Source organism: Aerococcus sp. HMSC062A02, from assembly GCF_001809535.1.
Taxonomy (GTDB): domain Bacteria; phylum Bacillota; class Bacilli; order Lactobacillales; family Aerococcaceae; genus Aerococcus.
In genome coordinates this window covers 1-13,389 of the sequence record NZ_KV797923.1, presented here as the reverse complement: position 1 = coordinate 13,389, position 13,389 = coordinate 1, and the positions used below count along the sequence as shown (strand labels likewise).

At 47.7% G+C, this 13,389-nt stretch carries 15 protein-coding genes and 1 pseudogene; 6 read left to right on the top strand and 10 right to left on the bottom strand.

The features are described from left to right. Window positions 1–33: 33 nt before the first annotated feature. The 7 genes from HMPREF2626_RS04440 to HMPREF2626_RS10105 form a co-directional block, all read right to left on the bottom strand. Window positions 34–723 carry a DUF3800 domain-containing protein gene (locus tag HMPREF2626_RS04440; RefSeq protein ID WP_070618003.1) on the bottom strand — a complete coding sequence of 230 codons (690 nt, stop codon included), beginning with the start codon at window positions 721–723 and terminating at the stop codon, window positions 34–36. A gap of 11 nt (window positions 724–734) precedes the next feature. After that, on the bottom strand, window positions 735–1,649 hold the full coding sequence (locus HMPREF2626_RS04435) for a class I SAM-dependent methyltransferase (RefSeq protein WP_070618000.1): 915 nt from the start codon (window positions 1,647–1,649) through the stop codon (window positions 735–737). A 544-nt stretch (window positions 1,650–2,193) separates the two neighbouring features. Then, window positions 2,194–2,358: a hypothetical protein gene (locus HMPREF2626_RS10115; protein ID WP_168162708.1), complete on the bottom strand. Its 165-nt coding sequence runs from the start codon at window positions 2,356–2,358 to the stop codon at window positions 2,194–2,196. Between the two features lie 75 nt (window positions 2,359–2,433). After that, window positions 2,434–2,595, bottom strand: a complete 162-nt coding sequence (locus tag HMPREF2626_RS10110; RefSeq protein WP_168162707.1) for a hypothetical protein — start codon at window positions 2,593–2,595, stop codon at window positions 2,434–2,436. A 10-nt stretch (window positions 2,596–2,605) separates the two neighbouring features. Further along, window positions 2,606–2,815, bottom strand: coding sequence for a hypothetical protein (locus HMPREF2626_RS04430; RefSeq protein WP_070617997.1), 210 nt, complete (start codon window positions 2,813–2,815; stop codon window positions 2,606–2,608). A 46-nt stretch (window positions 2,816–2,861) separates the two neighbouring features. Further along, window positions 2,862–3,146, bottom strand: coding sequence for a hypothetical protein (locus tag HMPREF2626_RS04425; RefSeq protein ID WP_070617994.1), 285 nt, complete (start codon window positions 3,144–3,146; stop codon window positions 2,862–2,864). Window positions 3,147–3,202: 56 nt separating this feature from the next. Beyond that, window positions 3,203–3,361: a hypothetical protein gene (locus HMPREF2626_RS10105; RefSeq protein ID WP_168162706.1), complete on the bottom strand. Its 159-nt coding sequence runs from the start codon at window positions 3,359–3,361 to the stop codon at window positions 3,203–3,205. A 500-nt stretch (window positions 3,362–3,861) separates the two neighbouring features. Between HMPREF2626_RS10105 and HMPREF2626_RS04420 the strand changes: the two genes are divergently transcribed. The 4 genes from HMPREF2626_RS04420 (at window position 3,862) to HMPREF2626_RS04405 (ending at window position 7,574) form a co-directional block, all read left to right on the top strand. Beyond that, a complete protein-coding gene (locus HMPREF2626_RS04420) occupies window positions 3,862–4,857 on the top strand; it encodes a GHKL domain-containing protein (RefSeq protein WP_168162705.1) in 996 nt (331 codons plus the stop codon). A gap of 15 nt (window positions 4,858–4,872) precedes the next feature. Continuing rightward, the gene (locus HMPREF2626_RS04415) at window positions 4,873–5,637 is read left to right on the top strand and encodes a LytR/AlgR family response regulator transcription factor (protein WP_070617988.1); all 765 of its coding nucleotides are present in this window, start codon (window positions 4,873–4,875) and stop codon (window positions 5,635–5,637) included. Between the two features lie 208 nt (window positions 5,638–5,845). Continuing rightward, complete coding sequence (locus tag HMPREF2626_RS04410; RefSeq protein ID WP_168162704.1) at window positions 5,846–6,781, top strand: ABC transporter ATP-binding protein; 936 nt, start codon at window positions 5,846–5,848, stop codon at window positions 6,779–6,781. Further along, window positions 6,774–7,574 carry an ABC transporter permease subunit gene (locus HMPREF2626_RS04405; RefSeq protein ID WP_168162703.1) on the top strand — a complete coding sequence of 267 codons (801 nt, stop codon included), beginning with the start codon at window positions 6,774–6,776 and terminating at the stop codon, window positions 7,572–7,574. The genes HMPREF2626_RS04410 and HMPREF2626_RS04405 overlap by 8 nt, the downstream gene beginning before the upstream one ends. 72 nt (window positions 7,575–7,646) lie before the next feature. On the opposite strand, the gene HMPREF2626_RS10335 is transcribed toward HMPREF2626_RS04405, so the two are convergent. Beyond that, complete coding sequence (locus tag HMPREF2626_RS10335; protein WP_256374733.1) at window positions 7,647–7,778, bottom strand: hypothetical protein; 132 nt, start codon at window positions 7,776–7,778, stop codon at window positions 7,647–7,649. A 223-nt stretch (window positions 7,779–8,001) separates the two neighbouring features. After that, entirely contained in the window at window positions 8,002–8,943 is a 942-nt protein-coding gene (locus HMPREF2626_RS04400; RefSeq protein WP_070617982.1) for a 2-keto-3-deoxygluconate permease, read from the bottom strand. 269 nt (window positions 8,944–9,212) lie between these two features. Here HMPREF2626_RS04400 and metE point away from each other — a divergent pair, with 269 nt between their 5' ends. Then, complete coding sequence (gene metE / locus HMPREF2626_RS04395) at window positions 9,213–11,492, top strand: 5-methyltetrahydropteroyltriglutamate--homocysteine S-methyltransferase (protein WP_070617978.1); 2,280 nt, start codon at window positions 9,213–9,215, stop codon at window positions 11,490–11,492. Then, window positions 11,470–12,324: a methylenetetrahydrofolate reductase [NAD(P)H] gene (gene metF, locus HMPREF2626_RS04390; RefSeq protein WP_070617975.1), complete on the top strand. Its 855-nt coding sequence runs from the start codon at window positions 11,470–11,472 to the stop codon at window positions 12,322–12,324. The genes metE and metF overlap by 23 nt, the downstream gene beginning before the upstream one ends. Window positions 12,325–13,045: 721 nt before the next feature. On the opposite strand, the pseudogene HMPREF2626_RS04385 reads toward metF, so the two are convergent. Then, a pseudogene (locus tag HMPREF2626_RS04385) lies at window positions 13,046–13,389 on the bottom strand (adenylosuccinate lyase); the annotation flags it as partial.

The window sequence follows — 13,389 nt, the reverse complement described above, 5'->3', positions numbered from 1 at the left end:
GGTCCACTTCTACCCGCGCTCCCTCACACCCTGTTATTCAAATAAACTCAATTCACTCTTACCACTCGGGAAGAAGTGTGTTTTGCCGATGCGGCAGAGTTTGAGGAGGTTTTTGTTGTCGGGATTGGACTTGCCATGGGCTTCGCTCCGGCAGACCCGGAAGACGGTGTTGGCGAAGATATCTGCCACTTGGATCATGTTCTCGTCCTGGGAGTCCTTGTATTCGACATGGACATCGTGGAGCCAGCGTTTTTCGATGGTCATGATAATCTGCAGGTATTCCTCCAGTGAATTCAGCGACCGCAAGGCCTGGTTGCGGTTATCGATCATCATCTGCAGGTTTTCCTTTTCATTTTGGCGGTGGCCCGCAATTTCCTTGATGGCCAGGCCGACGAAATAATTGAAGGTCAGAGATGGCTTGCGCAGGAGATTGGGGTAGACCTGGAAGTTATCGATCACCAAATAATGGAAGACTGCATCTGTTTCATCACGCAATGCCTTGAAGATCTGCGCCTTCATCCCATCCGGCATATTGGACCCCTTGATCTCCTCATCGGCGGTCTTTTTCGACTGGGACTTATCCAGGTAGGACTGCTTATTGCGGCGGAAAATCTCTGCGACATGGTCGGGACGGTCGGTCTGCACAAAGGCCATGACAAAGTAACGACCGTCTGGGTTCTTCTTGCGGTTGATCGACCCTGATTCATCGACAAATAGTTGCATCCTGGTCCCTCCTAGTCCAAACGATTCTTCAAGTCAATCCGCATGTCGTAGAAGTCGCCATGGAGGGCCGCTTGTTGGTGGATGACCTCTAAGAGCCGGAAGACTTCCCCCGCATTCCCTCTCAGGGTCACACAATCATCAGCCTCTGACAAGTCATAAGGGATGCCAGACGATTCGATCCGGTCCAAGAAGTAGGCCCGCTGCTGGCTCAGGTCCTGGTCTTCTTCCGCGGCCAGGGTCAGCTTGGCTTGGACCCGGTCCGCCTTCTCGAAGAGGACACAAGCAAAACTTGCGGCCCGGCCCTTCTCCGACAGGCTCATCTCCAAGTCACTAGACAGCTTAGCGGGATCCGAATTAGGGAGGACAAAGAGGCCCTCCGCCGTATCCACCAAATTCGCCTCATCTAAACTTCTCAGCTCTGCCAAATCGCGGAAATGGGCCTGGCTGTAGATGTCCCCGCCCTTGTCGCTATAGGCTTGCCCCCATGCGCCGGACTTGGTAATGGATCCCAGTAAGATCTGGCCACCCGGCTTCACAACCCGGCGGAATTCCCGGTAGAGGGCATCCAGGTCCTCCACGAATTCAATGGCGGTCATGGAGAGGACAGCATCGAAAGAGTTATCCTCAAAGGCCAGGTCCTCCATGTCCATCAGCTGGAAGTCTACCTCCAAGTTCTCCGCTTGCACATTGGCCTCCGCCTGGCCCAACATGGCCCGAGAAACATCAATACCGACCACCTCAGCCCCGTGCTTAGCCAACTTGATGCTGTAATTCCCAGTCCCACAGCCCGCATCCAGGACTCGCATGCCCGGCTGGACCGTCAAGAGGGAAAAGGCCAGGTCAGTCTCCACCTTATCCACAAATTTCCCCATAGGCTTGTCGTACCATCGATCATAATCCTTGGCGTGATCATCAAAAATTGCCATCAAAACCCCTTCTTTCTACCTACTGCAGTCGGATTCGAGGATGCAGAAAGTGCTCCTCTTCATAAAAGTCCGTCGAAGGCTTTCAGCCTTCTCTGGTCTTTTACTCCAGAAGTCCCTTTCTCCCGCACCCTCTCACACCCTTTAGTCGGGTTCGCAAGAGCAGACTTGACTCAAGTCTATCATAGCGGAACCTATACTAACAATTCAAGCTAGAGGATGCAAGGGGAGAGGAAATAAAATCACAAAAAGCTCCCGCGCTGAGGAGCTTCTCGGAATCACTAAAAATTTATTATTGATGATTGATAATTCAATAATAAAGAATTACTTATTTAATTTTGAGCAGTAGTGAAGCCTTGAAGTTTGCCCTTAGCCATGAATAAGCAAGCGATGTGAATTAGGGATAGTAGGCACTAGCCGTACTAGCCCTTTGAAGCTCGCTAGGTGAGGGACCTTGGCCCGAACCGGTGCCATGGCTCTTTAAGGGCAAAATTCAAAAGCGGAACGAATGCTCACTAACACCATTTAATTGTTTTAGTAAATTACACTATTCAAAAGGATTGACCTGCTCATAGGACTGATAGCCTTCCTGGTAGGCCGCTTGATAGTCATCAAAATTATTGTAGACATCAACGCCAAATGACAAGAGCTTCATCGCAACAAAAACAAGCAATAGTTTCATGAGCAGTGACTTTCTTTCTTCGGCTTTCATAAGAACACCTCCTTGTTCGGATAACGAGTGGTCTTCTAAAAAAATTAGTAATCCGTCCCAAGTAAGCTCGATCCCTTAGTCAAAGGGAGAACTTTGCTCATAGGAGTCATAACCCGCCTGGTAGGCTTCCCAGTAAGTATCAGCATTCCGGTAGAGATCGACACCGATACAGACCAAGGCCAGGACAATGAGTATCATCATGAACTTAGCTAAAGGACTAACTTTTCCTTTTGTCATCATACACCTTCTAGTTTCTATTAGCCCGCCAACGTTTAAAGCGGAGACTAATTTCCAGGCTTATAGCTACCAGCAAGATAAAATCCAAGATGGACTTGTAATCTTCCCAAACCAGCAGGGGGTCGCTCTTGGAAAGATAGGACAGTACAAGCTGAACCGTTAAGGCTGCTAGCCCTGCATCCAAGATAATTCTTACTTGCTTCTTACGATCTTCAGGCATCTCAAGCACCAGCTCCTTCGGTATAACTCGTTTTGAGGTCAATTTCTTATAATGAGAGCCCCCACAAGTTATTGCCCAATTGCTTGTGGTCTAGGACCTTGTGCCAAAGTTCCTTCTCCTCTGCAGAAAAGTCCAGCTTCTCCGAGCTCTTAACAATCGGTGCCTTCTCTAAAAATTGTTGAATTTGACCTGTCAGGGCCACGCCCTCTGCTTCTTTAACTTCAGATAAACTTTCCCGAACATAGCGGGTTGTCCGTGCCTCAGGGTGGTTGGCTTCTAAGCTTTGGACCAGAGCCTCCAAGCTCTCAGTGAATGATTGTTTTAAATCCATAATGGGCCTCCATTTCTAAGTCTATAAGTCACCAGAAGAATGTCGATCATAGACAACTAGTTCTTAGTTTCAGGTGCAACACGGGTGGTCTGGTAACCTTCAACGACTAAATCAAAGTTACGGTAGAAATCTATGCCTACAAAGATAATAGCCAAGATAATTAAGAGCAAGATATATTTTTTCAACTTGCTGTGTGGGTCTTCTTTTGTATTCATTCAACTCCTCCTCCAAATCAACTTCTATCTGCTTTCTGTATCCTTAGTATAACAGAAAGTTTTGATAGCGTTTTAAAGTCATCATATCTGGTCGTTTTTTCATCATATCCGGTTCATTTATAGCAATGATTGACTTTTATTTAAGATTTACTTATGATAAATGTACCTTAATCCACTAGATGGGAGTGACAACTATCCCTTATTACCTATCGCTCCTCAACGCCAGCATACAAGCTATTTTGTATACCTCTCTGCCTATTTTTTCTTTGAAGGCTAACCATCCTTTATTCAAGACAGTCATGGTTAGCTCCACCTATCTATTCTTTCAGGGGATGCTAAGAGAGCTCGTCCATTTTCAATCATTGGCCACGGTTCTTGTCATTCTTTTTCTTTTCTTTCTCCTGCAAAAAGATTCAGAGAGTGACTACTTACTCCTTAATTTTTTGCTGGTCAATCAAATTTTTCATTCCTTGATTCGATTAGCTTGCTTTGCTCTACCCTTGAACATACTCCAGATTGAAGGCTGGGGACTCTTTATCACATTTTGGCTCTTAGAATTCGGCATCACGTTTTCAACTTGTCGCTATATTCGTAAGCAAGGCAACTTATTCCGGCTCTTTAAAGAAATATTCAACGACCGGATCTTCACGATTCCACTCTTATGTTTTATTGGACTGACCATTCTTTCTGACTTCTTTTACCAGAATCCCGACCTATCTTATTCCAAGGTCTTGATGGGGCTCCTGGCTTTTATGGCCTTCCAACTCATACTCGCCCTCCTCCTCGCCTTCCTCTACTACCGGCGGAAGATGGCGGACCAGGCGGCTGAGTCCCAGGCCCTACGAACGGAAGATTTAGCCCTCTACCTGGACCGCTTGGAAGATAACCGGGACAGTATCCGGAAGATCCGCCACGACCTCAATGACCTCTTGTCCTTGTCCCAATTGATGGTCCGCGACCAGGACTTCGACCACTTGACAGACTACCTGGACAAGTTGTCGACCTATGTCAAGGAAGAGATGCCCCAGGAGAGTCCGTCCAACCTGGCCGACCTCCAGCAGATCGAAGACCAGGACCTGCGCTATCTCCTCATGTCCAAGCTCTTGGAGTGGGAGAAGGCGGGGATCCCCTACCGCTTCGAATGCCTCTACCCTCTGAATACTCTGCCGATTAACCGCTTCGACCTCATGCGCTGCCTGGCTATCCTGCTCAATAATGCCAACGAGGGCCGGCAAGCGGCCGATCCCAGTGCTGGTGAGACCATCGATATCCTCATGCTGGCCGATGACCAGGGGCTGGAGATCCAGGTGACCAATCCCAGTCCTACTGTTGCGGTCCGGGAAGCCAAGCAGGCCGGTTTTTCTACCAAGGCGGGCCACCGGGGACTAGGCCTGACCAATCTGGAAGAGATCCTCAGCGCCTACCCCAATGCCCTCCTCAACTTGACCTACCAAGAGGGCCTCTTCCAGGCCCAGCTCTACCTGACCTATCTCTAGAAAGGAGGCCCAGCCATGCACCCTGTTTATCTCTTAGAGGATAATCCCGGCCAGCTCCAAGCTATCACAGGCATCATCGAAGACTACATCCTCTTCCATAACAAGAGCTTCTACCTGGCCAAGGCCAGCAGCGAGCCCGAAGAAATTGCGGCGGCCTTCTCCGACCAGCCTAAGCAGCCGGGCCTCTACTTCTTCGACATTGAAATTAAGGGCCAGGCAGAGGGGCTAAGCCTGGCTCAAGAGATCAAGCGTTTGGACCCCTATGGACGGATTGCCTTCATCACGGCCCACTCCTCCTATGCTCCCCTGACCCTCCAACAGCACCTGGAGCCCCTGGCCTATATCCATAAAGCCGACTTCGACAGTTTGCGCCAAGAGATCATCACCTGCTTCGAGCTCTTCTACCAGCGCCTCTATCCGGGCCAGGAAACAAAGCAAGCCAGCCTGCAAATTAAGGCGGGCTCGCAGACCTACCTGGTCGACCTCCAGGACCTCTACAGCATCCAAACCACCCAGAAGCCCCATATCCTAGAGTTCACCACCCGGTCCAGTACCCTGCAGAGCTACGGTGCCCTCAAGGACTTCGACCAGCTTCCCGGCTTCTTCCGCCTCTCCCAATCGGCCCTAGTCAACCTCGACCACATCGACCAGGTCAGCCCACTCACTCGCCGGCTGACCCTGAGCAACGGCCAAGTCTTCGCCTTCTCCCGCAAGTACAAGGCCGCCCTCAACCAGGCCCTGGCTGAGCGGGAAAAGCAATCTGACCAAAAAGCCAAATAAAATCCGTCACTAGCCATTCGTGAATGGTGTGACGGATTTTTTGATTTTAATGTTTGAAATAGCCAAGCTATGTGTTAACCAGCCATCTATAGAAGGTGCTTATCTTAAAAGTTAAATCATACCAAACAGGTGAATCTTCTGCTTATTTATAAATAAAGCAATTGAATATAATTAAGTAAATAAGTATTTGATAAAGAAAGTGATGCAAATGATTGAAGTTAAAAATATTTCAAAATCAATTAATGGAAAACAAATTGTGTCGAATATCAATTTAAAAGTAAGGCAAGGAGAATTTTTCGCACTGCTGGGTCCTAACGGCGCTGGAAAAACAACAATGATTCGATTGATCATGGGCGTACTTAAGCTTGATTCGGGGAGTGTACATTTATTTGGCGAAGACACCAATGAAGCAAATATTGAAGACCTAAAGAGAAGGATTGGTGTGCAGAATGATGCCAATTTATATGAAAATTGGACAGTCTATGAAAATATGAAAATCTGGGGCCATCTTTATGGCCTTTATGGAGACAAACTTGATGAACGAATTAATGACTTATTAAATTTCTTTGACATAGAAAATAAAATCGATGCTAAAGTCAGCAGTCTAAGCAAAGGAATGAAGCAAAAAGTATTATTGTCACGGTCAATTATCCACCAGCCCGAATTATTAATACTAGATGAACCGACTTCAGGCTTAGATCCACAAACGCAGGAAAATCTTATCCATTATCTTAAGAAATTAGCAGAAGATCAAAAGCTCTCCATTCTAATGTGCACCCACCAATTGGACGGCTTAGAGCATATTATCAATAACTTTGCGATCATTCAGAAAGGAGCGATTAAACTTCAAGGGGATCCTGATCTTCTCATCGACCAAAGATGGCCGTTAAAAAGATATGTTCTAGAAGCCACACCCGTAAATGAGGCAAAGAAAATTTGTGAGGCCAAACATTCGATTAATTTGTACAAAAATACTGAAAATAAATTATATATCGCCAGTAAGGATAAGCACGAAATTCCTCTGCTAGCAAAAGATTTGGTTACAGCTGGGATTGATATCTTTTCTATAAGTGAGTGTAAATATACGATTAAGGATCTCTACTTCGATGTTATTAATGAAGGTGAGGCTAGTCACTATGAATAATATAAGAACAATCATTAATAAAGAATTTATATCGTTAAAAAATAACAAATCGATAGTCAGTATTCTATTTGTCTTACCTAGTATTTTTTCGATTGTGTTCCCTATTATGATCTTAACCCTTGGGACAAATGATGCGATTATCAAAAGTATAGCTGGTCTCTCGGCTTTTTTAGAGGTTATCCCGGCTGACTTAATGCCTAGCAATCTTCCCACTGTCTATTATCCTATCTATGCGATCTTAAATTTCTTTACTCTTCCCCTCTTCTTGCTAATTCCAGTCATGATTGCCAATGTTCTCTCGAGTGAAGGCTTTATTGGAGAAAAGGAGAACAAGAGCTTAGAGGGCTTACTCTATACCCCCATCTCTATCCGTAGCTTAGTCATCGGTAAAATCTTATCTGCTTTAATACCGAGTATCCTGATTACCTGGTTATTTACCCTAATTTATGAAATCATATTCACAACAGGAAGTTACTTCACCATAGGAAACTATATTTTTTTAGACTCGGTATGGCTATACGCTAGCCTCTTCCTGGCTCCCTTATTAACGATTCTATCCATCGCTTTAGTCTTTGCTATTTCCCCTTATGTGGGCAATACAAAGTCTGCCCAATCCATCGCTTTAATCATTGTGGTACCTATTATGGCCATGCTCATCTCGCAAGCCAGTGGCGCTATCTTATTAAAGCGTTCGATCATTCTATTCATTATTGCTCTCCTCTTTGTCATAGACTTTATTGTGGTAGCTATATTAATTAAACGATTTAATATCGAAAAGTATATTTTAAGTTAAAAATATAACATATAAAAATCCGTCACTCCTATTCGCAAATAGAGTGACGGATTTTTTATGGGCGGATAGCCTCTAAAGCGAATTAAAACCTGCTTCTAAACCTACCACGATTGCATCGATGTTGGAAATAATCGCAAGGGCAAAGATTAAGAAAAGAGCAGCAAGCCCTACACTGATTAAGCAATCTTTTTCTTTAACTGTCATCTGCTTTTCTCCTTTCACTAGGATTTGATTAGAAGTGGTTAGCTTGCTCCTAGTGAACTGGTTCAATCAACCATCCCTGATCGTTAACCTTAGTCTATCAGAAAAAATGAGTAAATACTTAAATTCATCATATGTGGTCGTTTTTTTTTCATATTTGGTAATTTTTCCCCTAATATAAAATCCGTCACCTGCCATTCTTAAATGGTGTGACGGATTTTCTTTTTTATTCAGCTTCTTTTTTCTGGAGGTGTTTGACCCAGCGTTCGGTCAGCACAGGGCTGAGGAAGCTGAGGATGACGACGGAGGCGAGGATCTGAGAGACAGCAGCGGTCTGATAGTCCAGGAGTTGGGGGTAGGTGGTTGCGAGGACGACAGGCACGGAGGTAGACAGGCCGGCCACATTGAGCATGGCCAGGCCAGCTGTCCCGTCATTACCCAGGATCTTGTAGTCAACCAAGAAGAGGGGCAACATGAAGATGATGACTACCAGAGTCAAGAGAATGCCGGTTGGGCCAGCTTTGATGGCCTCCAAGACATTGGTTCCTTGCCCAATCGACCAGCCCAGCCAAGGGATCAAGACATTGAGTCCCGGTCCAAAGAGTTCTGCAAACTGTTTATCAAGATTGCCCAAAATAATCCCTAGGAGCATCGGGAGAAGGGTTGAAATCACCGGCATCCAGTCGAAGCCCCCGCTGGAGTAGACCAAGCCGAAGATAATCATCGGGAAGAGAGGGATACAGAAGAGACTGGTTAGGCCGAAAGCGTAAGGGTCATCTTCATTGCCATACTCCTCACTGATGGAGAGGTAGATGGCTGGATTAATACTCAAGAGGGCGGTCGCGACCGCAATAGCTGGCATCCCCCAGATACCACCATCCCCAAAGAAGCGTAAGTAGGCAATGGTAACCAGGAAGGCGATCCCCAGCTTAACGAGAAAGAGAATCCCCTGGCGCTTGAGAACTCGGACCAAGCGTTTGAGGTCAATCCCCACTCCCGAACAGAAGCAGAGCAAGCCAATAATAAAACCCTGGCCTTCCCCAGCTAAGAGGGACTGGCTAATCCCTCCGACCTTAAAGAGATTGGGCCACAAGGTATACAGGACCATCGAGATAAACATGGGGACGAGAAAAGTCCCTGCCGGTATCTTTTTAATTTTTTCTAACATAGGCGCTCCTTTTAAAGTCTGTTCATTGCGAATGCTGGGCCAAAGCGAGCCGAATGCTCACGACTACTTACTTATATTTTATCAAAAAATAGGCTATATACGAAGTAATAAGGCCATTCTATCTCCTCGACCTCAGTCCTATCCATAGCGACTGGCTATTCTTCTTGATTCAAAGTGCGTATTACCGCCCCTAAGCCCTCCTCTGCTATACTTAAGCCATTCAAAAATGTACTTCCCTTATTATTAAAAGCAAAAAAGGAGCCAGTCTTATGCAAACATCAATTATCGGTTACCCGCGCATCGGGGCCCTCAGAGAACTCAAATTCCAAACTGAAAAATACTTCCGCCATGAAATTACTGAGGCCGACCTCCAAGAGACGGCCCGCCAGCTCCGCCAAGACCACTGGCTCAAGCAGAAGGCGAGTGGCCTGGACTTCATTCCTTCCAATGATTTCTCCTTCTACGACCACTTCCTAGATACGGCGGTCCTCTTCAACATCGTGCCCAAGCGCTATAAGGACCTCCAACTGTCTAAACTGGATACTTATTTCGCCCAGGCCCGGGGCTACCAGGGAGAGGCGGGAGACGTTAAGGCCCTGGCCATGAAGAAGTGGTTCAACACCAACTACCACTACATGGTCGCCGAGATCGAAGACGATACTGTGGTCAAGCTGGCCAACAACCGAGTGCTTGACCACTACCGGGAGGCCAAGGCCCTAGGAGTGGAGACCCAACCGACCCTCATCGGCCCCTTCACCCTGCTCAAGAAGCTCCGCTACCTGGGCCAGAAGACCGCCCAAGACTTCAAGGAGGCCCTCAGCCAAGCCTATAGCCAGCTCCTCCAAACTTTAGCAGCTGAGGGCGTGGTCTGGGTCCAGCTGGATGAACCCGACCTTGTCTACGACCTTAGCGTGGAAGATATCCAACTCTTCCAAGAGCTCTACCAAGGCATCCTCCCTAAGAAGGGAGCGGTCAAGGTCCTCCTCCAGACTTACTTCGGGGACATCCGCAACATCTACCAAGAGTTCATTGCCCTCGACTTCGACGGCATCGGCTTAGACTTCCTAGAAGGTCGGAAGACCCTAGAACTCGTCGAAAAATATGGTTTTCCAAGCGATAAGCTTCTCTTCGCCGGCCTGGTCAACGGCAAGAACATCTGGCGCAACCACTATGCCAAGACCCTGGCCGTGGTTGAGCGCTTAGAGGCTCAGGGCATCGCCTTAGTATTAAATACATCTTGCTCCCTCCTCCATGTGCCTTACCGCTTGGCCCCAGAAGAGCAATTAAAGGCCGACTACAAGGCCCACTTCGCCTTCGCTGAAGAGAAACTCCAGGAGCTCCAAGAACTCAAGCACCTAGCTGGAGGCGACCGTCAGAATGAGCCCGCCTACCAAGCCAACCAGGCCCTCTTTGCCCACCGACCAGATGCCAACGATCCTAGAGTCCAAAAACGGGTTCAAGCCATCAAGGAAGAGCTCTTCAACCGCCAGCCAGCCTTTGCCGAAAGGGAAGCCCTGCAGAAGGAAGCTTTCAACCTGCCAGTCTTACCAACGACTACCATCGGCTCCTTCCCCCAAACCAAGGAAGTGAAGAAGAACCGATCCGACTTCAAGAAGGGCTTGATTAATCAGGAGGCCTATGAAGCCTTCAACCGCCAAGCCATCGATGACTGCCTTCGCCGCCAAGAGGAGATTGGCCTCGATGTCCTGGTCCACGGGGAATTCGAACGTAATGACATGGTAGAATACTTCGGTGAACGGCTCCAGGGCTATCTCTTCACCCAGTATGCCTGGGTCCAGTCTTACGGGACCCGCTGTGTGAAGCCACCGATTATCTGGGGCGACATCTCCCGCCCCCAAGCGATAACCGTGCCCTGGTCGACCTATGCCCAAAGTCGGACCGAGCACCTGGTCAAGGGCATGTTGACTGGACCTGTGACCATTCTCAACTGGTCCTTCCCGCGTGAAGACATCTCCATTAAGACCTCGACCTACCAGATCGCCCTGGCCATCCGCGATGAGGTACTCGATTTAGAAGCGAATGGCATCCGCATCATCCAGATCGATGAAGCGGCCTTACGCGAGAAGCTCCCCCTCCGCCAGTCCGACTGGTACAGCCAATACCTGGATTGGGCCATCCCAGCCTTCCGCCTGGTCCACAGCGGCGTCCAAGCGACCACCCAGATCCACACCCATATGTGCTATAGCGAGTTTACCGATATTATTCCTGCCATTGACCAGATGGATGCCGACGTGATCAGCTTCGAAGCCTCACGTTCCGACCTGGAAATTCTCGATAGCCTCAAAGCCCAGAACTTCCAGACCCAGGTTGGCCCCGGCGTTTACGATATCCACTCCCCTCGTGTCCCTTCCGTCGATGAAATAAAAAGCAACATTAGAAAGATCTTGGACAAGGTCGCCATCCAGAAAGTCTGGATCAATCCTGACTGCGGTCTAAAGACGCGCGGTTGGGAAGAAACCACTGCCTCCCTCAAGCACCTGGTCCAAGCTACAGAGGAAATCCGCCATGAAAACGAAAGAACTTTTTAAAGAAAAAACCGTCTTCTCCTACGAGGTCTTCCCACCCAAAAAGACCTCTGGACCCCAAAGTATCTATAAAACACTCGAAGAACTCAAAAGCCTATCCCCCGACTGTATCAGCGTCACTTACGGCGCTGGGGGCGGGGACAACAATGACGAAAGTTTCAAAATCGCCCAGACCATCAAGGGCTACGGCATTGAAAGTATCGCCCACCTCCCCTGCGTTGGCATGACCAAGGCCGATTTGGAGGAGAAGTTAGAAGAACTCAAGGCCCTTAAAGTCGAAAACATCCTAGCTCTGCGCGGAGACCTGCCAGCCGATGACTATGAGCCCGGTGACTTCAGCTATGCCTCCGACATGGTCCGCTTCATCAAGGACAAGGGAGACTTCAATGTGGTCGCTGCCTGCTATCCCGAAGGCCATGTCGATTGCAAGGACAAGGTTCAAGACATCAAGCACCTCAAGACCAAGGTCGATGCTGGCGTGGACCAGCTGATCACCCAGCTCTTCCTCGACAACAATGACTTCTACGCCTTCCGCGAACGCTGTGAACTCGCTGATATCAACGTTCCCATTGAAGCCGGGATCATGCCGGTGGTTAACAAGCGGCAGATCGAGCGGATGACCAGCCTCTGCGGGGTCAAGCTCCCTGACAAGTTTGTCAAGATGATGGACCGCTACCAAGACAAGCCCGTCGCCATGCGTGACGCCGGCATCGCCTACGCTGTCAACCAAATCGTCGACCTAATCAGCCAGGGCGTCGACGGCATCCACCTCTACACCATGAACAACCCCTATATCGCCAAAAAGATCCACGAAGCTGTCCATAATCTCCTGTAAAAAGTCCCACTTCAACGCGCCAGTCCTGGTCAGCAATAATTGTTATAGAAATTATTCGTTCATGGCTAGTTACCACTATTTAAAACTATACCAGCAATAAGCAAAGCGCCAGTTCCTCGCGACCTGAAAGGGTCCGGGGGCTGGCGCTTTTGCTTTAGATATCTTTGCCGAACTTTTTGAAAATAAACTTACAGATAATGTAGATCAGCGTGTAGAGGCCAACAAAGAGTATGATATTTACCCAGCTGTTTGTGACTTGTAAGGACTCTTGGAGAAAATTATGGGTCATAAAAGTCAGCAGTGACACGATAAAAAAGAAGATAAAGTACATGAGCTAAGTCTCCCTCCCAAAGAAAATCTGAGCTTCAAGTCTATCCTAGCAAATAAACTATCCCGTAACAAGGCACGCTTAGCCGTATTCAGTCTTTTTGGACTTAAATTAAATGATGAAATCTCAAGTTGCAATGCAGCTTCTACAAGATCCTGACATCTCATAGGTGTAAATTTTAATAGTCTACTACTTTAATTGATTCTCTAGTTATTAGTGTTGATGACTAGTAAATAAAGAATATTTTCTATATCAGCTATTTTGAGCAAAAGCGGAACGGATGCTCACTAATACCATTTGATTTATATCTTTTTATTTACAGGCTCCTACTAAAAAAGCCTAACAGGTCCAGCTGCTAGGCTACTTTGCATGGATAAATTCCAGTTCCTTCCATTATATACCCAAACGCTCGAAGATCTCATCGACCCGTTGGAGGTGGTAGTGGTAGTCAAAAGCATCGTCGATCTCTTCCGGACTGAGAAGGTCCGTGATTTCTTCATTAGCTTCGACCAAGTCACGGAAATCGCGTTGCTCGTCCCAGGCCTGGGCCGTTAGAGGTTGGACCAGGTCATAGGCGGCTTCTCGAGACAAGCCTTGGTCCACCAGCTTGAGGAGCAGACGCTGGCTGTAAATCAGACCATGGGTAGCCTGCATGTTCCGCAACATGTTATCTGGGAACACCGTTAAATCTTCAATAATTTTCCCGAAGCGGCGGATCATGTAGTTGACCAGGATGG

Bases quoted from the DNA above. Each gene is read 5' to 3' on its own strand.
- HMPREF2626_RS04410 (WP_168162704.1), top strand. From the start codon at position 5,846: ATGATTGAAGTTAAAAATATTTCAAAATCAATTAATGGAAAACAAATT.
- metF (WP_070617975.1), top strand. From the start codon at position 11,470: ATGAAAACGAAAGAACTTTTTAAAGAAAAAACCGTCTTCTCCTACGAG.
- HMPREF2626_RS10105 (WP_168162706.1), bottom strand. From the start codon at position 3,361: ATGAATACAAAAGAAGACCCACACAGCAAGTTGAAAAAATATATCTTG.
- HMPREF2626_RS10110 (WP_168162707.1), bottom strand. From the start codon at position 2,595: ATGACAAAAGGAAAAGTTAGTCCTTTAGCTAAGTTCATGATGATACTC.
- metE (WP_070617978.1), top strand. From the start codon at position 9,213: ATGCAAACATCAATTATCGGTTACCCGCGCATCGGGGCCCTCAGAGAA.
- HMPREF2626_RS04415 (WP_070617988.1), top strand. From the start codon at position 4,873: ATGCACCCTGTTTATCTCTTAGAGGATAATCCCGGCCAGCTCCAAGCT.
- HMPREF2626_RS04405 (WP_168162703.1), top strand. From the start codon at position 6,774: ATGAATAATATAAGAACAATCATTAATAAAGAATTTATATCGTTAAAA.
- HMPREF2626_RS04430 (WP_070617997.1), bottom strand. From the start codon at position 2,815: ATGCCTGAAGATCGTAAGAAGCAAGTAAGAATTATCTTGGATGCAGGG.
- HMPREF2626_RS04435 (WP_070618000.1), bottom strand. From the start codon at position 1,649: ATGGCAATTTTTGATGATCACGCCAAGGATTATGATCGATGGTACGAC.
- HMPREF2626_RS04440 (WP_070618003.1), bottom strand. From the start codon at position 723: ATGCAACTATTTGTCGATGAATCAGGGTCGATCAACCGCAAGAAGAAC.
- HMPREF2626_RS04400 (WP_070617982.1), bottom strand. From the start codon at position 8,943: ATGTTAGAAAAAATTAAAAAGATACCGGCAGGGACTTTTCTCGTCCCC.
- HMPREF2626_RS10115 (WP_168162708.1), bottom strand. From the start codon at position 2,358: ATGAAAGCCGAAGAAAGAAAGTCACTGCTCATGAAACTATTGCTTGTT.
- HMPREF2626_RS10335 (WP_256374733.1), bottom strand. From the start codon at position 7,778: ATGACAGTTAAAGAAAAAGATTGCTTAATCAGTGTAGGGCTTGCTGCT.
- HMPREF2626_RS04425 (WP_070617994.1), bottom strand. From the start codon at position 3,146: ATGGATTTAAAACAATCATTCACTGAGAGCTTGGAGGCTCTGGTCCAA.